We start from the raw sequence: 19,806 nt of genomic DNA, 5'->3' as shown, positions 1-19,806 counted from the left end.
TACTAATCATCCTACGATTCTAATCGTTGCTGCCGGTGAATAAGCGAATTCCTCTCAGAAAGGGTTTGTTCCACATTTGAAAAAGTATGGCAGTGAATCAATCGGCGCAGGCACCGTAATATCTCGTGGCCCTTCAAACTGCGTGCCGGTTTCAACATGCTTCCAGCAACCTTGCGGCAAGTACACATCGCGTGTGGTGGCCCCCTGCACCACCACGGGCGCAACCAGCACATCGCGGCCCAACATCCATTGTTGGTCTTCCTGCCTGGAGCGTTCATCTTTGGGGTATTCCACCCACAAGGCCCGCACGGGTGGAACGCCTGTCGATTGCGCCTCGTCCCACAATTTGATAATCAACGGTGCTGCTTTCAAATGCAACTGCGCCGCCTTGCGCCAGTGTGCCAATGTTTCTTCACCATAAAACCAAGGCATGCGTACGCCATTGCTTGAAGAATTGTGCACGCGAAATACTGGCGACAAGGCCGCCCAGAACGACCAGCGCGTATACAGCTCGGCATCGGCCGGACCTGTATGAAAATCAAAGTATCCGCCAATGTCTGTGTTGTAGCCGTAGGAACCCGTTGCACCACGGCTAAGCATATCGGTGGTCAAGGAGGCAATGCCCGATGCACGCGACCAATCGCTGGTTTCATCCCCAGGGAAATTGGACGACTCGAAACCCGAACTGCCCTGACGCCCGGAATAGCCCGCACGCGTCCAGAAGAATATGTGACGCCCGGTTTTACGCTCAATATCGTCAATAATTTTCCGCGTGGTTTGGTGAAACACTGTGGGGTAATGGTTGTGCATGGTCTCACCAGTGCTGCCATCGAAAAAATACATGTCCAGCGCAATATGTTCGCCAAAGTCCTGCATGAATCCATCTGCACCCAGCTCCTCAATCATCTCCCGAATGCGGCCCTCCCACCACGCAATCGCCTCAGGGTTCGTAAAATCGATCGCAGCGCCCAGGCCGCCAAATGGCGTACCAAACAGGTAAGGCAAACCTGCAGCGTCGTTGACCACATACCCTTCTTGCAAAGCCTCGGTAAAGGTTTCGGGTCGTTCGGTGTTGGCCACATCGATACCCACATAATTTCGAATGTACAAATACGCGCGAATATTGCGGTCGTGCAAAGCTTCAATAATCGTTTTGCTGGTTTCGCGCGGCAAAATTTCCCAACCCTCAAACACATAACCTTTGACAGGCAATTTGAACGCGTCCATTTGCGCAATGTCGTCCCAGATTTTTGCCTCGTAACTGGCAGCGTCATCCGCTTGTGCCGACAACACCCGCACCGCACGCGACAAGGTGGGGCCAAGGTCAGCCTGCAAGGGCACACGGTGTCGACCCTGCAAACCCGACAAACTCTGTAGCGCTTTTTTCTCGCCACCGGGCGCGACCAAATAGCTCATCTCTGCGCCTGATACATTCACCTGCCAGGCTTGCGGGTTAGAGGCCCCCAAGTCATAGCGCGAGGGCCGCGTGCTGTCGAGCATGAAACCATAGCCACCCGATGAAGCAAAGGCGGTTGAAATGTAATAGGCCGCATCCGGGCCGGAGGGGAACATGTATCCCTCACCTTGTCCCGACGCAGTATTGGCCACAGGTGCCAAGGGGCCAGCGCCAATGTTCTGTGCTTGAATGAAATTGGTCAGCAAATTGCCGCGCTGGTTCACTGCATGGTGGCGACCACCAAAACCGTAAAACGACTCTTCTTGTTTCAGCACAAAACTGTCAGCCACCATTACCACCCCTTGGGCCGGGTTCACCGCCATGTGCACTTCAAAGCTGTTGTTATCAGTTGGCTTTATTTCCACATCGATTACTCGCCCCGTCGGGTCATTGGTGGCAATCGTCATTTCAACGCCTGTGGATGTTTCTTTGGCTTCCAGCACTTCAGTGCCGTGGTATTGAATACCCACCAAAGCCTGGGTCAGGTAATTGCCCACCCAAGGTGTAGCCCGCAGCTGGGGGGCCAATTCAGCCCCCACCATGTAGCTAAAAGGTGCATTCAGCAACATGCGCGGCACGTAGTCGCTACCCAGTGGTTCATCAATCGACAAACCGGGAGAAAGCGGGCCACCGGCACTGCTCACCTGCTCCAGCACCAATTCGTCAGCCGAATTGAAAAAACTAATTCTCAACGGGTTCTTCACGATTTCCACACGGCCATTGGCATTGCTCATGGCAATTGTTTGCTCGCCCAAGTCCACTTGTACGGGTTCTACAGAATTGGCCGAGACAGTTGTGGTGTTGGCAACAACTGTGCTTTCGCTACCGCCCAAGCAGCCTGACAAAAAGACTGCAAATAAAAGCATGAGGGCTATTGATTCGATTGAGGCCTTTTGGGCCACTACGGCAATTTGGGCGCTGCTCAAACACAGGAATTTCATTGTTGTCTCTCAAACAGGTTCAAATTCACACAGTCGGCCATGGCAGCGTAACCTGCCGGGTTGGGGTGCAAGTTGTCACCGCTGTTGAATTCTGGTGCCAAAAAACCTTTTCGGTTTTTGTCTTCCAGGCATCGCTCAAAATCCACCACACCGTCACTCATGGTCTGGCTTCTTATCCAGGCATTGGCTTCATCACGCGCAACCCTTGCAGCGGCAGTGCCGTGCAACACGGGAATCAGTTCTGTTACGGTTCCTTCCGCGGGCGGAATGGTGCCCAGAATAATTTTCAGACCCGCATTCTTGGCCTTGGCAATCAATTCTTTGTACCCGGCAATCAACGCTTCAGATGTAGGCGCTTGCCCCGGCTTGGGGTTTCCAAAGTCGTTGGTGCCTATCATCACCAACACATGGCTTGCACCTTGGGTTTGAAGTACATCGGCATCGAAACGTGCAAGCAGCGCCTTACCAAATTGAGGCAGCCACCCATCGCGCAGCAACTCGTTGCCACCAATGCCCGCATTGGCTACCGTGAAAGGCATACCGACCTGCAGGAACCTGCGCTGTAAATGGTTGGGATAACGTTGATCGGTGGCTACTAAAGGCGAGCCTTGGCCGCTTAAAAAAGCCGTGGTTGAATCCGATCCATCAGTGATGGAATCGCCCACTGCCACCACCGTGTTTACATTGTTTGGGGCCAACACTTCCAGCGCTTCGATGACCAAAAAGTTGGCGGTATAACCTTCAGGCGCAGGCGCAAACATGCTTCCACTCTCGCTGGCAGAATAATCGCCGGGCAGGCTTAGGTACAGCACCTCGTTCGCATTCAAATGGCGAGTTACTTGCGGCGTTAGGCCCGGCGCATAAAAGCTAACCCCTACCCGTTTGAAAGCTTCGACCGGGTAAGCTATCCAATCACTCACCACCGTTTCACCAGCCTGCAAAGTCAAGCTTGGCTGACCGTTGAACGCAAGCCTGCATGCCGTGTTGGGCACCATGTTTGCACTACCGGGTGAAGATTCCTCTGCCAAATGAATGTTGGTAAATGTAACCGGCAAACTTGAATAACGGTTACTTAAACGCAGCCGCACCACATTGCCCGCCCAATGCGGTGCAAACGATTGCCGTACTGTCAGCCCACTAATCGGGTGTGTAATCAAGGCATCGCCAGGCGCCGTTTTCCAAGAGGTGACCACCCTCCCCTGCGGCTCCTTGCCCTTCACAGGTGTGCAAAAACCAGCTCCGCTTGCCTGAATTGACCGTGCTGCATCGCTTGAACTGTTCGACAACTCACCCCCGCAGGCCGCCAACAACAGCGCAATGGCCAAAGTAAAGCCACACAAAAAAGAAAGTTTCATTGCGAACAGCCAAAAATTGATTGGGTAAATTGAGCAAGCTTAAAAACTGACACTGATTAGTATCAGAATTTCAACACAAGAATAAATGTGATACGATCCAGTGTCAAACACTATAAGAAATTCCTTTGAATCGATCAAAAACCACTCCGCCCCCTCCGGCAACACCGCGCAGTTACGGCGGCAAATCAGGCGAAGAGCGCCAGGCTGCTCGCAAACAAGCACTTGTGGATGCCGCAGTGCATTTGTTCGGTGGGCATGGTTTTGCAGCGGTAAGTATCGATGCGATATGTTCGGAGGCCGGGCTAACCAAGCGTTACTTTTATGAAGCCTTCCCCAGTCGTGAATCGCTTTTAACTGCAGCTTACGAATCCGTGACCCGTGAATACATGCAATCCATTCTGGCAGCGGTAGCACCCCATTTGATGGACGCCCGCAAACTGGTGCATGCCGGTCTTCAAGAAAGTTTTGGTTTTGTAAAACGCAACCCTGTGAAAGCCCGCTTGATTTTGATTGAAGCAATGACCGTGCGTGGCCAACTGGGCGAAATGTACGGTGAGCGCTACGACGCCTTTGTTGATTTGATGTTGCAATTCACTCGCCCGTTTTTAAGTGGCCCCAAAGTGCCCGACAAAATACTGCGGGTAATGGCCAAAAGCGCGGTAGGCATAATTATTCACCTGTGCCAAAGCTGGATAGCCACCGACTTCAAACAACCCATGACCGAACTAGTCGATGGCACCGAACTGGTGTTCGGCGGCATGGGTCGCGAGCTGGGCGTGAAGGGTTATGCGTAGAACAAAGCCCAAACCACACCCCAATTAAGCTCCAACAAAACTTTGCTGCTGTGCCAAACTAAAAGCCCAACAACAAAAAGGGGTAGACCATGGCTGCAGCGCATTTTGATTTTTCCGACACCTGGACAGTGATCACTGGCGGCGCCAGCGGCATCGGCCTAACCTGCGCCTTGGGTGTTGCCAAAGCTGGCGGCAATGTGGTGGTGTCGGCCAGCCGAAAACCTGAAAAAACGCAAGCCGCCTTGCTGCAAATTCAGCAAGTCAACCCCAAGATTCAGGCCAAAGCATTTCCTTGTGAAGTAGGGCAAGAAACATCGGTTGCTGCATTTTTTGAAGCCATTGCACGCGAGGGCATTGCCATTGATCATTTGATCCACAGCGCGGGCATATCACCCAACACTGAATTTTTTGACCAAACCCAAGCCGAATGGGACCAGGTTCAAAACACCAATGCCACTGGCAGCTTTTTGGTCACCAAATACGCAGCACTGCAAATGAAACACAACCTGCTGCATGGCGACTTTCGGGGGCGTATTGTATTGGTTACATCCACCAACGGTATTAACAGTTGGGACCCTGTTTCTGCCCATTACGATGCCTCCAAGGCCGCCAACAATTTGTTTGTGCGCGTGGCCGCGGAAAAATTATCCGAAGACCAAATTTGTATCAACGGCCTGGCCCCCGGCTGGATCAACACCGACTTGAACGCCACCCTGCCCCCCGATGTGCGCGAAAAAGAATCTTCAAAAATCTGGATGAAGCGCTGGGCCGAACCTGATGAAATGGCGCAATGTGCACTGCACTTGCTCACAATGCCCTACTTAATGGGGCAAGTTGTCATGGCCGATGGAGGCTATCGGTAAGCGGTGTAATGCCGCAGCGGTATACTCAACAGCATGAATGATTTACTGCTGCGCCTTAAACTGGCCGTTGAACACCCCCACGAAGACCAGGTTTCTGTGCGCTTTCTTGCCGACATGCATGGCGAGTCTGCCCACGGCGCACTGCTGCTTTTTCTGGCCGTACTCACCCTGCTGCCAATTCCCTTTTCCGGCTTTTTGTTCTCGTTTGGAATATGGTCTGTTGCCCACATGATGTGGATCAACGACAGTGGCCACGGCCTGCCTGAAAGAGTATGCCGCGTAAAATTGTCCAAAGCATCCGCAACGCGGCTCATCAAAATTCTGGGCTGGATATATACCAAAGCCGACCGCATTTGCGCCCCACGACTAGCATCGCTGAGCAGCCCCACCCACCGCGGCTGGCTGGTGCCCTTCATCGCCCTAATGGGATTCATCATTTTCCTGCCAATACCCGGCGGCAACGGCACACCCGCTATTGCACTCATTTTGATTGGCCTTGGCCTAATGGCGCGAGACGGCCTGGCAATTATTGCAGGGATTGTTACCGGGCTGGTGGGAGTTGGCGTGGTGGGATTTTTAATGTGGGTGATCGTAAAGGTGGTTTAACGAAATAGTGTTAAGTTTTGCAAGCTGCACCGATGGACTACCCAGCATGCGCTCCCCTCCTCACAGCCATACTCATTTTTGACATCTCTCGATAACGCCTCTACGCTCAATTTTTTTACTAAAACTAAACGATGAATAAATTCTGGCCTGTTCCAGAGTGGATCTCAACCTACTCTTACAAGCAAACGCCACGAAGCTTTGGCGCAAAACGGGCAAGCGGACGCACACACGCTGGTTGCGATTTATACGCACCATTAGATTCTCCCGTGCTGGCAATAACAGCAGGCCGGGTAGTGGAGTCGCGCGATTTCTATTTGGGTACTTTTCAAGTCACAATTGACCATGGGGCACTTGGAGTGGTGCGCTATGGTGAAATATCACACGATGGAATTCCGAAGACTGGTTCCGTAGTAGAGGCAGGGCAGCAAATTGGAAAAATTGGCAACCTGGGCAAAGGCCTCCACCCTATGCTCCACATTGAACATTTTTCTGGAGCAGCAACAGGGGCAATGACCAACCCAAGAAACCCTCCCTACTCACGGCGCAGCGATCTTCAAGATTGCACGAAACTGCTCGATTCACTTCTTTGTTTACGCGACACGTCATGCAAGTAAATCCAATGTTTTTAATTGGCCTTGCTTGCGCTGTATTTACATTGGCCGCTTGCCAGAAGCCGTCAAACAAAACCGACACATCAATTTCAATATTGAGCAATGTGCAGCCCACACAATTGTTCATCGGCAGAAAGGTCGGCGACTCCGCAGAACGCTGTGTGTACGCAGTGCTGGTTAGAAATGCCTTGCAAGCCTGTCAACAACACAATTGCGATATACAGGCATTCTATTGGCCTATACAAGTCCTTAACGATAGCCAACGCGCATTGCTAGTTGCTGAGTGCTCAACGAATCAAAAACTGGGTACAGGCCATTTACTTAGCAACAAGGGGCCTACTGGTGATTCTGGTATTTTAATTTTTCAGCAACAGCGCGAAGGCCAAGGCCTTTGGCAAAACATTGAACTGCCAAATGGCGACTATGGCGTACAGTTGACTACCGAAGCCGCCGAAGGCGTGTTGACTTATCAACAGGGGAGCTATAGTTGGGAAGAGAATCCTGATTAACCCAACACCAGACAAGCCCCGTGAAACCGAAAGACCAGTCAGCCAATTTAGGCACTCGTCTCAAAAGAACACGTTGAATTTTTAGCAAAATTAAAGCAGTTCCCTGAACAACAGAAAATGAGGTGTAAAAAAGTCCACAATTCCTAAATCCTAATGGCCATTCATCAAGCAGTTTTCATAAACCCATGAATCTGCTGCAAATTCCTGTTCCAGTTTGCTCAAGGTTTCAGGTGTGCAGCGCGGTGCAATTTCCATCCCGGCCCAACTAAAACCCAGTGTCGCTTTTTCAGTTTCAGTTTGAGGTACGGCCACCCAAATGCTGCCGGGTGAATTCACCATGTCCAAATTTGCACCATTCAGTTTGAATGGACTGGCCGAGGAAGGCCCCAGTGCCTCCAGAAGGGTTTGTGCATCAACAATGGCTGGGCCACCACTCAAAAATGCATCCATTGTGATCAATTCAAGTGTTCGATAGCTTGTTTCAAACCGAACTTGCTCTGCCCTGTCCAAATAGCCAGTGTAAATATGGCGAATCCCCGCAAACACCAAACCTGCTGCCATCACAATCAGCAGAAGCCCAAGCCCCAAGCCTTTCATCAAATCAGCCCGAAGGTGAAGCTTGTACGCTGGGTTGAAACGGCCGGCCATGCGCATTTTTTTAACCACACCAACAAAGTGATTTAGCAAAAGGGCCAACTGCAACACCACCAGTGTTCCAAGTACAAAACCCAACCAAGGCCATTCACCAAGCCGATCTGTTTCACCAGACACAGACGACAATGCAAACAACATGGCAATGCCCACAGCGTATTGTGCCCAGGCACTTGCTGTCTCAAGCCTCAAGGCATGGGTACTTTTTACAAAAGCTTGAATCAGCGGGGCAGCCGATACCGCCAAACCTGCAACATGGCCAGGTAGTTGTTGGCAGTATGCTTGACACCGAGAGGCAAATTGTTCCTCATTGCCCGGTATTGCTTCATCCCAAACCACCACATGACTGAGCGGTGCAACAGCCACTCCCTTGTTGGCCAGGCGGTTTTTAAGCTGTGCAAACTCATGCTCGTTTTGAACGATGAATAAAATTCGATCTGGCTGCATGCTCACCAACACCAATTCAATTTCCTCGATCACAAACTCGGTAAGGTCACGAAGGTCGAGTACCACTCCCTTGGCATCTGCAAGAGATCGCCACAGCCTTGCCTTCCAATCCTCTTTGGCCTCCAGGTTCAGATATTTTGAACCCGCATAGGCCAACATCATGGGCACAAGAAAAAGTGGTTTTAGAAAATGCGGTACGCGCTTTCTCGGGTCACGAATTCCAGAAAGCCTGTAACCGCGCCCCAAAACCACCTCGAGTAGTTCTCGAATTCTGTAGCTGCTTGCATCTTTCTTGAAACTTCGCAGATAGAAAATATTTGTGGTTTGCTTCGGCAACGCCAAAGCGTACACAACGACCAAAAAGGCGGGCGCTACAAAAAGTACACCCGCTTGAATCAACAGCTCTACTGTGCCTTGCGCCAAGCCGAAAACAAGCAAACCAATCCCTAGGAGCAGTTGAATTGCAATTAAAAATGCAACAACAGGGCGAAGCAAATTGAGGGGATCGGCCAAAGGCTTGGGCAAAGGATTGGGGGAAAACAGGTGCTGAACCTCTTGTTGAATTTGTGAGGCTTCTTTTTGCATGTGGATTTGCCCGAGAAGGTGTTGATGGACCTGCTGCTGGGCAATATTGAACGAGCCGAACAATTCAAGCAAGTGAATTAAGGCGACTCAAAAACAAAAAAGCCCGGGCTGTTAAACCCAGGCTTTCTTTAATTTTGGTCGGAATGAGAGGATTCGAACCTCCGACCCCTTGCACCCCATGCAAGTGCGCTACCAGGCTGCGCTACATTCCGAGAAGGCTGGATTATACATGAAACGCTCAGGCTTTCAGGGCTTCGCGCAAATTTAGCAATTGTTCTTTCAAAACTTCCCGATCGATCAAAATGGGCAGCGGCGCGTCGCCTGCCGGGCCATTTTTTTCCTGATCCAAACGGTTGCGTGCACCGTTGATGGTGAAGCCGTGTTCGTACAGCAGTTCACGAATTCTGCGAATGAACAGCACTTCGTGGTGCTGGTAGTAACGACGATTGCCACGTCGGGTAATCGACTTCAATTGCGTGAATTCTTGCTCCCAATAACGAAGCACGTGGGTTTTTACGCCGCACAGCTCGCTGACCTCACCAATGGTGAAGTAGCGCTTGGCCGGAATGGGCGGCAAGCTGGCTGTGGGTGGCGTTCCGTCTGCGTTTACGGTTTTTTGCATTGAGTAATTGGCTTGTACTTAAATAATTTAGTGAAAATTATTCAACCAAAGCTTTAAGTTTCTGGCTGGGATGAAAGGTTACCACTCTACGCGCCGCAATGGGAATCTCTTCGCCAGTTTTTGGGTTTCTACCGGGGCGTTGGGGTTTGTCACGCAGCTGGAAATTGCCAAAACCCGACAATTTCACAGAGTCGCCGCCTTCAAGCGTGGTGCGAATTTCATCGAAAAACGCATCCACGAAGTCTTTGGCTTCGCGTTTGTTCAGGCCCAGGCTATCAAACAACATTTCAGCCAATTCAGCCTTGGTCAGGGAGCCCGAGGCCAGACCATCTTCAATCAGGTCCATGCGGTCCGTGCGGGCAGTAGTTTCGTTGCTTCGGTCGTCGTTCAACACAAATTGATCCACAGTGAGTTCTACCTATTTATCAATATTTATCGCAAGCGGGCCGCACAACGCTGGCCTGCCTGGTCAATCATTTTTTTCAACAAAGGCTCGATGTCTGCGTCAGTCAGGCTGCGGTCGCTGGCCTGAAGAGTCAGCCTGAACGCCAAACTTTTCTCATTTAGATTCAGGCCCTTACCTTCTTCTTTCGGTACGAATTCATCGAAAAGGATAACCGATTTCAGCCAAGCAAGGTTGTCATCTTTCACTTCCGTGAATGCTTTTTTAAGTTGCGCAGCAGCAATATTTTGCTCTACTACAAATGCCAGGTCTCGAACCACAACTGGCTGCTTCGAAACTTCTTTGAAAGCTGGCAATTTGCGCGTATTCAAGCCATCCAGCAACAATTCGAACACGATGGGTGCCTGCGGCAAATCGTATTCCTGAGCCAACCTGGGGTGCAGTTCACCAACAAAACCAATGGGCTGTTTGTTCACCAGTACACGGGCGCTACGGCCTGGGTGCAAAGCTGGGTGCGGGTTTGCAACTTCAAACACCTCGAAATCCACCTTGCGACCGTGCAGCAGTTGTTCTACATCGCCTTTCACATCAAAAAAGTCGAGTGCGCGATTGTTGCCGGCAGCCCATTGCAATTGGTCAGCCAAGCCATACGCCAAACCACCCACTTTCCAGGTTTGTTTGAAGCCAGCTACAGTTTGTGCACCGTCTTGCACCTTGTCGTCTTTCTCGAAAACGCGGGCTACTTCAAACACACGCAGGCGGTCTACACGGTGACCCAGATTGTGTTTCAACACACCAGTCAGGCTGGCAATCAAGGTAGAGCGCATTACGCTAAGGTGGCTGGCAATCGGGTTCAACAAACGAACCGGGTTGGTGTTGGCGTTGAAATCGGCTTCCCATTGTTCGGGCGTAAAGCTGTAGCTAACCACTTCCTGGTAACCCAGCGCAGCCACTTGACGGCGAATGGCATGGCGGCCAATTTTGCCTTCAGCGGCAGGCAACATTTTCAGTTTGCCCATGGGTGCGCGCAAAGGCAGGCTGTCGTAGCCCACCACACGAATCACTTCCTCGATCAGGTCTTCTTCGATGTTGATGTCGAAGCGGTAGCTGGGCGGGTTGACCACATAACGCGTTGCAGCGCCCTGCCCCTCGGCGGTGAATTCAAAGCCTAGCTTGGTGAACACGTCTTTTACTTGTTCAACGGTAAATGGCATGCCAATGACCATTTCCGCACGTGCGTGGCGCAAGGTTACAGGCTTGCGCGCGGGCAGGTTCAACACCTGGTCCACAACAGGGCCAGCCTGGCCACCGCAAATTTCCAGAATCAAGGCAGTGATACGTTCAATATGTTCTGGAATGGTTTGGAAGTCCACGCCACGTTCGAAGCGGTGTGAGGCATCAGACGAGAAATTGAATTCACGTGCACGGCCCACAATGGCGTCGGGGTGCCAAAAGGCGGCCTCCACGAAAATACTGGTGGTGCCTTCGTTCACCGCTGTGTGGTCTCCACCCATGATGCCAGCCAGCGCTTCCGGGCCATTGGCATCGCAAATCACGCCCATGTGCGGCTTCAAGGCCACTTCCATCTCGTTCAGCAGCTTCAGCTTTTCGCCTTCGCGTGCCCAACGCACGGTGAGGTCGCCCTGCACTTTGTCCAGGTCGAACACATGGCTGGGGCGGCCCAGCTCAAGCATCACGTAGTTGGAAATATCCACCAATGCGTTCAAGCTGCGCTGGCCTGCGCCTTCCAGGCGATCAACCATCCACTGAGGGGTTTTTGCATGGTTGTTCACACCGCGAATAACACGCCCGGCAAAGCGGCCGCAAAGTTCGGTGTTTTCCACAGTAACTTTCAACGTATCGTTGATGGTGGCGGCCACGGGCACAAATGAAGGTGCATTCAAAGTTGCACCGGTCAGTGCCGCCACTTCACGGGCTACGCCCCAAACACTCAAGCAATCCGCACGGTTGGGCGTCATTTTCAGGGTGAACTTCATCTCGTTCAGGCCGAGCAGTTCACGCACATTGCCGCCCACGGGGAATTCTTCGCTCAAAATATGCAGGCCATCTACATCACTCGGTACACCCAGCTCTTTGCCAGAGCACAACATGCCACCGCTTTCAACGCCGCGCATTTTGGTGGGTTTAATTTTAAAACCACCTGGCAATTCCGCGCCGGGCAAAGCGCATGGCACCTTCAGCCCTTCGGCCACATTGGGGGCACCGCACACAATTTGACGCACATCGCCTTCAGCCACTTGTACTTGGCACACACTTAAGCGATCCGCATCGGGGTGCTTGTCTTTTTTAAGAACCAAACCCACCACCACACCCGAAAATTCCGGGGCGAGCGGTTCCAGTTCTTCCACTTCCAAACCCGCCATGGTGAGCTTGTCGCCCAACTCTTGGGTGTTCAATGGTGTGTTGACGAGTGACTTCAACCAGGATTCTGTGAATTGCATCTTTTAATATCCAAAACTGGCTTGTTTAAACCGAATTAAACTTAATTGAATTGCTGCAGAAAACGAATGTCGTTTTCGTAGAACAGGCGCAAGTCGTTAATGCCGTAACGCAGCATGGTCAAGCGATCGGGGCCCACACCAAACGCGAATCCCGTGTAGGTTTCAGGGTCGATGCCCACGTGGCGCAATACATTGGGGTGCACTTGCCCGCAACCGGCAATTTCCAGCCACTTGCCCTTGTTGGGGCCGCTGGTAAACGCCATGTCAATTTCCGCAGAGGGTTCCGTGAACGGGAAGAACGAAGGGCGAAACCGAATGGTGATGTCGTCGGTTTCGAAAAAGGTTTTCAGGAAATCCATGAACACCGCTTTCAAATCAGCAAAGCTGACACCCTGGTCAATCCACAAACCTTCAACCTGGTGAAACATGGGCGAGTGGGTGGCATCGCTGTCCACGCGATACACACGGCCCGGCGCAATAATGCGAATGGGCGGTTTGTTGGTTTGCATGTAACGCACCTGCATGGGCGAAGTGTGCGTACGCAGCAGGTTACCGCCAGTGCCTTCTACATAGAAGGTGTCGTGCATGGAACGCGCGGGGTGATTCTCGGGCGTATTCAATGCAGTGAAGTTGTGAAAGTCGGTTTCAATTTCAGGACCATCGGCCAAATCAAAACCAATGGTGGTAAAAATTTCTTCAATGCGTTCAAGTGTGCGCATGGCTGGATGCAAACCGCCAGTTCCACGCATGCGGCCTGGCTTGGTGACATCGATTGCCTGCGCATGCAACTTGGCTTGCATGGCGGAATCGGCCAGCGCCTGGCGCTTGGCATTCAACACAGCTTCAACCTGCTGTTTCAATTGATTGATTTCCGCGCCACGGGTTTTCTTTTCTTCGGGCGACAGCGCAGCCATGCCTTTGAGCAGCTCGGTAACTTTGCCTTGCTTGCCCAAAAACTGGGCCTTGATGTTTTCAAGACTGGCTGGGTCTGTTGCCGAGGACATGGCCTGTTCGGCCTCGGTAAGAATGGCTAAAAGCGAAGCATCCATGGGTATTGGGTCGATTCTTTTTGAGATTGGAACGGCTTTGAGTAGAGCTCTGAATTGTACCGCCTGAAAACAAAAACGGAGCCCGAGAGCTCCGTTTTGTTTAGTCTTTTCGCCAACTTAAGTGAAAAACCTCAGGGGCTACACTTGTGACAAATATTTGACTTGGCTGGTGAATTAAGCCTGCGCTGCGCGCACTTGACCCACGATGGCAGCAAACGCTGCTTTGTCGGTCACTGCCAGGTCAGCCAATACCTTGCGGTCAAGGCCAATGGCAGCTTTCTTCAAGCCATTGATAAACACGCTGTAGGTCATGCCGTGTTCACGCACTGCGGCGTTGATTCGGGTGATCCACAGGGCGCGGAATACGCGCTTCTTGTTGCGACGGTCACGGTATGCGTACTGACCAGCACGCATTACCGCTTGCTTGGCAACGCGGAATACATTGTTACGACGACCGCGGAAGCCTTTGGCTTGGGCGATTACTTTTTTGTGACGGGCGCGAGCCGTTACACCACGTTTTACTCTAGGCATTTGTCACTCCTCCCGGTTATGCGTAAGGCATCATGTCGCGCACGCGACCGATGTCTGATTTGTGAATCGTTTCCATGCCGCGCAGTTGACGCTTGCTTTTGGTCGTTTTCTTGGTGAGGATGTGGCGCTTAAAGGCGTGGCCACGCTTGATCGATCCGCTTGAACGGACCAAGAAACGCTTTGCGGCGCTCTTTTTGGTCTTCATCTTGGGCATCTTGGTGCTCCTGTACATGCTTGCAGGTGGCTTCGACGAAGCACTTTTCTGACCTGGTGGGCAATTTGTTGCTTTGTGGTTTTACGCACAATGCAGCAAGCCCGCGATTATAACGCGGGTTTGCTGTTCTGGGCAATACTTTTGGAAAACTTCAGGCTTTCAGTGCTTACTTCTTTCGAGGAGCAATCATCATGACCATTTGGCGACCTTCCATCTTGGGCATTTGCTCGACAACGCCGATCTCATCGAGATCGGTGCGAACACGCTCCAAAAGGCGGGCCCCAATGTCCTGGTGAGCCATTTCGCGTCCGCGAAAGCGCAAGGTAACCTTGCACTTGTCGCCGTCTTCCAGAAAACGGGTCAAATTACGCAACTTCACGTTGTAATCGCCGTCGTCTGTTCCCGGGCGGAACTTGATTTCCTTGATTTGAACTTGTTTTTGCTTGGACTTGGCTTCCGCGGCTTTCTTTTGCTCTTGGTAGCGGAACTTGCCGTAATCCATCAGCTTGGCCACCGGGGGCACTGCCTGAGGCGCAATTTCCACCAAATCCACACCGCCTTCTTCAGCCATACGCAGGGCGTCTGGTGTTTTAACGATGCCTAACTGCTCACCCTCAATTCCAATGAGGCGCACTTCGGGGATACGGATTTCCTCGTTAATGCGATTTTTCTTTTCTGCTACGATGTCTAGCCTCTTTCTTCTGGTTAAATAAAATCAGGCCCTGCTGTTGATTTCACCCAGCAGGCGCTGAACGAATTGGTCAACAGGTAATGAGCCCAGGTTTTCATTGCCGCGCAAGCGCACGGCAACTTGGTTTGCATCACGTTCCGCATCGCCGATTACAGCGATATACGGGGTTTTCTGCATCGTGTGCTCACGGATTTTACGATTGATCTTTTCATTACGCAAATCCGCCTCCACTCTAATGCCTTGTTTTTTCAACATTTGCACCACATTGTGGGCGTATTCATTGTGCGCCTCGGTGATGGTGGCCACCACCACTTGCACGGGCGACAGCCACAAGGGCATGGCACCTGCATGGTTTTCAATCAAAATGCCGATGAATCGCTCCATAGAGCCAACAATGGCGCGGTGAAGCATTACAGGTACGCGGCGGCTGTTGTCTTCGGCCACATACTCAGCGCCCAGGCGGCCAGGCAACTGGAAGTCAACCTGAATGGTGCCGCACTGCCACGAGCGACCAATTGAGTCTTTCATGTGGTATTCAATTTTCGGGCCGTAGAAAGCACCCTCGCCTGGCAGCTCGGTCCACTGAACACCGCAGGCTTTCAAGGCCGCGCGAAGGGAATCTTCGGCTTTGTCCCAGGTCTCATCGGTGCCCAAGCGGGCCTCTGGGCGCAGGGCCAGCTTCACATTGATTTCATTGAAACCGAAGTCGGCATATACCTGCATGGCCACTTGGTTAAAGCGGGTGACCTCTTCTTGCACCTGATCCTCAGTGCAGAAAATATGGCCGTCGTCTTGCGTGAAACCGCGCACACGCATAATGCCGTGCAAGGCACCCGAGCTTTCATTTCGGTGGCACGCACCGAATTCACCATAGCGCATGGGCAGGTCGCGGTAAGAACGCAAATCGCTCTTGAACACCTCAATGTGACCAGGACAGTTCATCGGCTTTAACGCATAGTCGCGCTTTTCCGATTCAGTGGTGAACATGTTTTCTTTGTAGTTCTCCCAGTGGCCCGACTTTTCCCACAACTTGCGGTCCAAAATTTGAGGGCAACGAATTTCCTGGTAACCACCATCTACGTACACCTTGCGCATGTACTGCTCAACCTGCTGCCACAAAGCCCAACCCTTGGGGTGCCAAAACACCAGGCCGGGGGCTTCATCTTGCATGTGGAACAAGTCCAGCTGTTTGCCCAGTTTGCGATGGTCGCGCTTTTCAGCTTCTTCAAGGCGGTGCAGGTAGGCGGCCAGGTCCTCTTTTTTGGTCCAGGCTGTGCCATAAATACGCTGCAACATTTCATTGTTGGAATTGCCGCGCCAATAGGCACCAGCCACTTTCATCAACTTGAAGTGTTTCAGTTTGCCGGTATTGGGCACGTGTGGACCACGGCACAGGTCAATGAACTTGCCTTCGCGGTACAGCGAAATGTTTTCATTGCTTGGAATGCTTGCAATAATTTCGGCCTTGTAGTGTTCGCCCTGGTCTTTGAAAAACTGCACGGCATCATCGCGCACCCATTCTTCGCGAGTAACTACTTCATCGAGCCTGGCCAACTCGGTCATTTTTTTCTCGATCGCTTCCAGATCTTCAGGGGTGAAGGGGCGCTCGTAGGAAAAGTCGTAGTAAAACCCGTCTTCGATCACAGGGCCAATGGTGACCTGCGCAGAGGGGAACAATTCCTTCACGGCATAGGCAAGTAAGTGGGCTGTGGAATGGCGGATCATGTCCAGCCCTTCGTCGTCTTTTTCAGTGACGATAGACAGGGTGGCGTCGTTTTCAATGGTGTAAGAGGTGTCAACCAGCGTGCCGTTCACTGTGCCGGCCAAGGCGGCTTTCGCCAAACCAGGGCCAATGCTGGCCGCCACTTGGGCGACTGTCACAGGGTGATCGAAAACACGTTCGGATCCGTCAGGCAGGCGGATTACTGGCATAGGTACTTCCCTTACGATTGAATGGGCTTAAATAAAATTCTTTGCAACCTTCTATTTTAGCCTTTTGAATGATGCCTGTTCACTAAAAAGCTGTTGATTGCTGACAAAAGCTTGTTCAATCAAACAATTTTGGGTTTGTGAATGCCTTCCTTGATGTCTTTCTTCACTTTCTTGGCTGCCTTCTTTTCCTTCGGCGTGCTCAAAGCCTTCTTTTTGTCCATTTTGTTGCTTTTCTGTTCATGACCCATAGTCGACACTCCTGAAGGTTTCAGGTCGCGAACGCGAACCCTGATACGACCATTGTGCAACGGAAAAAAAATCTTGGTGAATTAGTTTTGAAAGGGGAGTGTTGGTAGGACCGACTGGAATCGAACCAGCGACCTCTGCCATGTCAAGGCAGCGCTCTAACCAGCTGAGCTACGGTCCTAAAGAAGAGTGCGAAATATACACCAGTGCGCCTGCGGGGGCAAGTCCAAACACGCTTGACAAGACTTCTGACAAGAACTATTGTCATATTCAATTTTGCATGCCCCTCACCCACAAGGAAAACAAATGGCCATTAAAGTAAACCCCCAATCGTTTGAATCCATGCGCAAAGTCATGAACGGCTTCTGGATTGTGGTTCCTGCCTATTTGTTGATCAGCCTTGTGATGCCTTTCCTGTTGGTTCTGGCCGCGTTGTTGCTGGTAGCACACACGCTGGAACTGCCGATTGCCTTCTTGCGATTGCGCGGCAAAAACCTGCCAACCATGGAGGTGGTGTCAAAAACCTTGCTGTATGGCTTCACTTGGTGGCTGCCAAAAAGCCTGGAAGCGAAATAAAACAAGTCATAAAACTTCCGGGGCACCGACTTTCCTGTCAAAAAAGAGTCATATAACTGTCACAAGGTAGTCAAATCGAGCGCGTTTAATGGGTGCCATGACAAGAACATGGACATTAAAAATGCGCTCGAACCAGTTGAATTTCAAGCAGCAACTTGCCGAACAACTGTTTGAGAAAGCGACCACCGAACCACTCGTTGAGCCAACTGCTCAGCAGCATGTTTCTGAAGTTGATCCTGCCGCTGATGAGCAGGGGTCTAACAAATACCGCACCATCTGGATTTCAGACATTCACCTGGGTACGCCCGGTTGCCAGGCAGACGCCCTGCTCCACTTCCTGAAACACAATGAAAGCGACACGCTTTACCTGGTGGGCGACATTATCGATGGCTGGCAGCTGCGCAAAAGCTGGTTTTGGCCGCAAAGCCACAACGATGTCATTCAAAAGGTGTTGCGCAAGGCGCGCAAGGGCACACAGGTGGTGTTTATTCCCGGCAACCACGACGAGGCCGCGCGCCAGTTTGCTGGCATGACCTTCGGCGACATTCCGATTATGGAAAACGCGGTGCACGTGACCGCAGACGGCAAACGCCTGTGGGTGGTGCACGGTGATGAGTTTGACCAGGTGGTGCGCTATGCCAAATGGCTGGCCTACCTGGGCGACACGCTGTACAACTTTGCGCTGACTTTGAACCGGGTGTTGAACAATATTCGAATCAAGCTGGGCTACCCGTATTGGTCACTGTCGCAGTTTCTGAAACAGCAAGTCAAAAACGCCGTGAACTTCATTCTTGAGTTTGAACACGCGCTAATTCACGAGGCCAAACACCGTGGCTACGACGGTGTGGTGTGTGGCCACATTCACAAAGCCGAGATTAAAGAAGTGGACGGCTTGCTTTACTGCAACGACGGCGATTGGGTTGAAAGCCTGACCGCGCTGGTTGAGCATCCCTGCGGAAAACTGGACATTGTTCACTGGCCACACCGTGACCTGCCGGTTCGCAAACAAAAAGCGCTTGCGCACACGGTAGCGGAGTAAACCACCATGCGAATTCTGATTGCAACCGACGCCTGGGCACCGCAAGTCAACGGTGTGGTGCAAACGCTTAGCCAGGTGGTGGCACAACTGACCGCGCAGGGCCACGAGGTACGGGTAATTCATCCGGGCTTGTTTAAAACCATTCCCTGCCCAACCTACCCTGAAATTCGACTGGCCTTGTGGCCTTTCACGCGCCTGCGCAACGAGCTGGACCGATTCAAACCCCAAGCTGTGCACATTGTGACCGAAGGGCCAATTGGCCTGGCCATGCGGCTGCTGGCACATGGTCGCAAATTGCCATTTACAACGGCCTACCATACCCAGTTTCCCGAGTATGTCAAAGCGAGGTCGGGCATTCCGATTCGCTTTACTGCCGCGCTGCTGCGCTGGTTTCACAAACCATCCCGTGCAGTAATGGTACCCACTTTGTCGGTCATAAAAACATTGCAAGGCCGTGGCTTGAACAATTGCGTATTGTGGCAACGGGGTGTTGACCTGAAACGCTTCAATCCGGAACAATCGGCAGCCAGCAAGCACATGAGTTACAGCCCCCGCGACCTGCCTACCGACGATGCCCAACAGGTTGAGCTGCTGCACCGCTTGAACGCCTGTAGCATTGAGAAACCGGTGTTTCTGTACGCAGGCCGTGTGGCCGTGGAAAAGAATCTGGACGCATTTTTGAGCCTTGAACTGCCGGGCGAAAAATGGATTGCTGGCGACGGCCCGGCACGCAAGGCGCTCGAGAAACAATACCCAGAGGCCAAATGGTTCGGCATGCTGAATCACGCGGCGCTTTCAGAGTTATACAAACGTGCCGATGTGTTTGTGTTTCCCAGCATGACTGACACCTTCGGGCTGGTGCTGCTTGAAGCCATGGCCAGCGGCTGCCCCGTGGCAGCGTTCCCTGTGAACGGGCCGCTGGACGTGGTTGGCAATTCCGGTGCAGGCGTGCTGGACTGGAACTTGAAAACCGCTGCCATGGCCGCATTGAAAATTGAACGCGTTGTACCGTTGAAGCACGCCAGCACTTTTACCTGGGAAAATTGTGCCGAACAGTTTCAGGGCTACCTGGCCCCGATCGGGTTGACGAGCACTGCGCCCAAGAAACTGTCAGCCAACCCCAAGCCTTTGTCTAACCGCCCCTGAAGTCGATTGCCCTGTGAATTGCCTATAATAGGCCCTAAATGATAGGCACTAAGTGAAAACTCACAACCCATTCTCAG

The 19,806-nt window shown here is 52.0% G+C and carries 20 protein-coding genes and 2 tRNA genes; 8 read left to right on the top strand and 14 right to left on the bottom strand.

Annotated elements, in window-relative coordinates:
- Nucleotides 1-54 precede the first annotated feature (54 nt).
- Entirely contained in the window at nt 55-2,322 is a 2,268-nt protein-coding gene (locus HKT17_RS06535) for a TIM-barrel domain-containing protein (protein ID WP_171098737.1), read from the bottom strand.
- 71 nt (nt 2,323-2,393) lie between these two features.
- Entirely contained in the window at nt 2,394-3,752 is a 1,359-nt protein-coding gene (locus HKT17_RS06530; protein WP_171098735.1) for a GDSL-type esterase/lipase family protein, read from the bottom strand.
- A gap of 125 nt (nt 3,753-3,877) precedes the next feature.
- Between HKT17_RS06530 and HKT17_RS06525 the strand changes: the two genes are divergently transcribed.
- From HKT17_RS06525 to HKT17_RS06505, 5 genes are all read left to right on the top strand, one after another.
- A complete protein-coding gene (locus tag HKT17_RS06525) occupies nt 3,878-4,546 on the top strand; it encodes a TetR/AcrR family transcriptional regulator (protein WP_171098733.1) in 669 nt (222 codons plus the stop codon).
- Between the two features lie 89 nt (nt 4,547-4,635).
- Entirely contained in the window at nt 4,636-5,409 is a 774-nt protein-coding gene (locus tag HKT17_RS06520) for an SDR family NAD(P)-dependent oxidoreductase (protein WP_171098731.1), read from the top strand.
- 33 nt (nt 5,410-5,442) lie between these two features.
- A complete protein-coding gene (locus HKT17_RS06515) occupies nt 5,443-6,015 on the top strand; it encodes an exopolysaccharide biosynthesis protein (RefSeq protein ID WP_171098729.1) in 573 nt (190 codons plus the stop codon).
- 131 nt (nt 6,016-6,146) lie between these two features.
- On the top strand, nt 6,147-6,629 hold the full coding sequence (locus HKT17_RS06510; protein WP_171098726.1) for a M23 family metallopeptidase: 483 nt from the start codon (nt 6,147-6,149) through the stop codon (nt 6,627-6,629).
- Complete coding sequence (locus tag HKT17_RS06505) at nt 6,620-7,135, top strand: hypothetical protein (RefSeq protein WP_171098723.1); 516 nt, start codon at nt 6,620-6,622, stop codon at nt 7,133-7,135. The genes HKT17_RS06510 and HKT17_RS06505 overlap by 10 nt, the downstream gene beginning before the upstream one ends.
- Before the next feature lie 150 nt (nt 7,136-7,285).
- Here HKT17_RS06505 and HKT17_RS06500 read toward each other — a convergent pair whose 3' ends face one another.
- From HKT17_RS06500 to HKT17_RS06450, 12 genes are all read right to left on the bottom strand, one after another.
- On the bottom strand, nt 7,286-8,890 hold the full coding sequence (locus HKT17_RS06500; RefSeq protein WP_205882516.1) for a hypothetical protein: 1,605 nt from the start codon (nt 8,888-8,890) through the stop codon (nt 7,286-7,288).
- A gap of 63 nt (nt 8,891-8,953) precedes the next feature.
- Nucleotides 8,954-9,030: transfer RNA gene (locus HKT17_RS06495), tRNA-Pro, on the bottom strand.
- Between the two features lie 26 nt (nt 9,031-9,056).
- Nucleotides 9,057-9,440 (bottom strand): MerR family transcriptional regulator, encoded by a 384-nt coding sequence (locus tag HKT17_RS06490; RefSeq protein ID WP_171098719.1) that lies wholly within the window; start codon nt 9,438-9,440, stop codon nt 9,057-9,059.
- Between the two features lie 37 nt (nt 9,441-9,477).
- Nucleotides 9,478-9,786 carry an integration host factor subunit alpha gene (locus HKT17_RS06485; protein ID WP_335618416.1) on the bottom strand — a complete coding sequence of 103 codons (309 nt, stop codon included), beginning with the start codon at nt 9,784-9,786 and terminating at the stop codon, nt 9,478-9,480.
- 86 nt (nt 9,787-9,872) lie between these two features.
- A complete protein-coding gene (gene pheT / locus HKT17_RS06480; RefSeq protein WP_171098716.1) occupies nt 9,873-12,305 on the bottom strand; it encodes a phenylalanine--tRNA ligase subunit beta in 2,433 nt (810 codons plus the stop codon).
- A 41-nt stretch (nt 12,306-12,346) separates the two neighbouring features.
- Complete coding sequence (pheS, locus tag HKT17_RS06475; RefSeq protein WP_371815438.1) at nt 12,347-13,309, bottom strand: phenylalanine--tRNA ligase subunit alpha; 963 nt, start codon at nt 13,307-13,309, stop codon at nt 12,347-12,349.
- Nucleotides 13,310-13,528: 219 nt separating this feature from the next.
- Complete coding sequence (gene rplT / locus HKT17_RS06470) at nt 13,529-13,885, bottom strand: 50S ribosomal protein L20 (RefSeq protein WP_008249959.1); 357 nt, start codon at nt 13,883-13,885, stop codon at nt 13,529-13,531.
- 16 nt (nt 13,886-13,901) lie between these two features.
- Nucleotides 13,902-14,099: a 50S ribosomal protein L35 gene (rpmI, locus tag HKT17_RS06465; RefSeq protein ID WP_105029855.1), complete on the bottom strand. Its 198-nt coding sequence runs from the start codon at nt 14,097-14,099 to the stop codon at nt 13,902-13,904.
- Nucleotides 14,100-14,265: 166 nt separating this feature from the next.
- On the bottom strand, nt 14,266-14,784 hold the full coding sequence (gene infC / locus HKT17_RS06460; RefSeq protein ID WP_105028882.1) for a translation initiation factor IF-3: 519 nt from the start codon (nt 14,782-14,784) through the stop codon (nt 14,266-14,268).
- A 30-nt stretch (nt 14,785-14,814) separates the two neighbouring features.
- The gene (gene thrS, locus HKT17_RS06455) at nt 14,815-16,722 is read right to left on the bottom strand and encodes a threonine--tRNA ligase (protein WP_171098711.1); all 1,908 of its coding nucleotides are present in this window, start codon (nt 16,720-16,722) and stop codon (nt 14,815-14,817) included.
- A gap of 119 nt (nt 16,723-16,841) precedes the next feature.
- Nucleotides 16,842-16,970 (bottom strand): hypothetical protein, encoded by a 129-nt coding sequence (locus HKT17_RS15690; protein ID WP_256367115.1) that lies wholly within the window; start codon nt 16,968-16,970, stop codon nt 16,842-16,844.
- Between the two features lie 102 nt (nt 16,971-17,072).
- Nucleotides 17,073-17,149: transfer RNA gene (locus HKT17_RS06450), tRNA-Val, on the bottom strand.
- A gap of 125 nt (nt 17,150-17,274) precedes the next feature.
- Between HKT17_RS06450 and HKT17_RS06445 the strand changes: the two genes are divergently transcribed.
- The 3 genes from HKT17_RS06445 to HKT17_RS06435 all read left to right on the top strand — a co-directional run bounded on the left by HKT17_RS06445 (nt 17,275) and on the right by HKT17_RS06435 (nt 19,729).
- The gene (locus HKT17_RS06445; protein WP_105028875.1) at nt 17,275-17,544 is read left to right on the top strand and encodes a hypothetical protein; all 270 of its coding nucleotides are present in this window, start codon (nt 17,275-17,277) and stop codon (nt 17,542-17,544) included.
- Between the two features lie 121 nt (nt 17,545-17,665).
- Nucleotides 17,666-18,583, top strand: a complete 918-nt coding sequence (locus tag HKT17_RS06440; protein ID WP_171098709.1) for a UDP-2,3-diacylglucosamine diphosphatase — start codon at nt 17,666-17,668, stop codon at nt 18,581-18,583.
- Nucleotides 18,584-18,589: 6 nt separating this feature from the next.
- Nucleotides 18,590-19,729, top strand: a complete 1,140-nt coding sequence (locus HKT17_RS06435) for a glycosyltransferase family 4 protein (protein ID WP_171098707.1) — start codon at nt 18,590-18,592, stop codon at nt 19,727-19,729.
- The last annotated feature ends 77 nt before the right edge of the window (nt 19,730-19,806 follow it).

Origin of the sequence: Limnobacter sp. SAORIC-580 (assembly GCF_013004065.1) — a bacterium.
In the GTDB taxonomy this organism is placed as follows: Bacteria; Pseudomonadota; Gammaproteobacteria; order Burkholderiales; family Burkholderiaceae_B; genus Limnobacter; species Limnobacter profundi.
This window is presented reverse-complemented; position numbering and strand designations above follow the sequence as displayed.

Bases quoted from the DNA above. Each gene is read 5' to 3' on its own strand.
- HKT17_RS06445 (WP_105028875.1), top strand. From the start codon at position 17,275: ATGGCCATTAAAGTAAACCCCCAATCGTTTGAATCCATGCGCAAAGTC.
- HKT17_RS06515 (WP_171098729.1), top strand. From the start codon at position 5,443: ATGAATGATTTACTGCTGCGCCTTAAACTGGCCGTTGAACACCCCCAC.
- HKT17_RS06510 (WP_171098726.1), top strand. From the start codon at position 6,147: ATGAATAAATTCTGGCCTGTTCCAGAGTGGATCTCAACCTACTCTTAC.
- rpmI (WP_105029855.1), bottom strand. From the start codon at position 14,099: ATGCCCAAGATGAAGACCAAAAAGAGCGCCGCAAAGCGTTTCTTGGTC.
- HKT17_RS06520 (WP_171098731.1), top strand. From the start codon at position 4,636: ATGGCTGCAGCGCATTTTGATTTTTCCGACACCTGGACAGTGATCACT.
- rplT (WP_008249959.1), bottom strand. From the start codon at position 13,885: ATGCCTAGAGTAAAACGTGGTGTAACGGCTCGCGCCCGTCACAAAAAA.
- HKT17_RS06505 (WP_171098723.1), top strand. From the start codon at position 6,620: ATGCAAGTAAATCCAATGTTTTTAATTGGCCTTGCTTGCGCTGTATTT.
- HKT17_RS15690 (WP_256367115.1), bottom strand. From the start codon at position 16,970: ATGGGTCATGAACAGAAAAGCAACAAAATGGACAAAAAGAAGGCTTTG.
- HKT17_RS06490 (WP_171098719.1), bottom strand. From the start codon at position 9,440: ATGCAAAAAACCGTAAACGCAGACGGAACGCCACCCACAGCCAGCTTG.
- HKT17_RS06530 (WP_171098735.1), bottom strand. From the start codon at position 3,752: ATGAAACTTTCTTTTTTGTGTGGCTTTACTTTGGCCATTGCGCTGTTG.
- thrS (WP_171098711.1), bottom strand. From the start codon at position 16,722: ATGCCAGTAATCCGCCTGCCTGACGGATCCGAACGTGTTTTCGATCAC.
- HKT17_RS06535 (WP_171098737.1), bottom strand. From the start codon at position 2,322: ATGCTTTTATTTGCAGTCTTTTTGTCAGGCTGCTTGGGCGGTAGCGAA.
- pheS (WP_371815438.1), bottom strand. From the start codon at position 13,309: ATGTCCTCGGCAACAGACCCAGCCAGTCTTGAAAACATCAAGGCCCAG.
- HKT17_RS06485 (WP_335618416.1), bottom strand. From the start codon at position 9,786: ATGGACCTGATTGAAGATGGTCTGGCCTCGGGCTCCCTGACCAAGGCT.
- HKT17_RS06440 (WP_171098709.1), top strand. From the start codon at position 17,666: ATGCGCTCGAACCAGTTGAATTTCAAGCAGCAACTTGCCGAACAACTG.
- HKT17_RS06435 (WP_171098707.1), top strand. From the start codon at position 18,590: ATGCGAATTCTGATTGCAACCGACGCCTGGGCACCGCAAGTCAACGGT.
- pheT (WP_171098716.1), bottom strand. From the start codon at position 12,305: ATGCAATTCACAGAATCCTGGTTGAAGTCACTCGTCAACACACCATTG.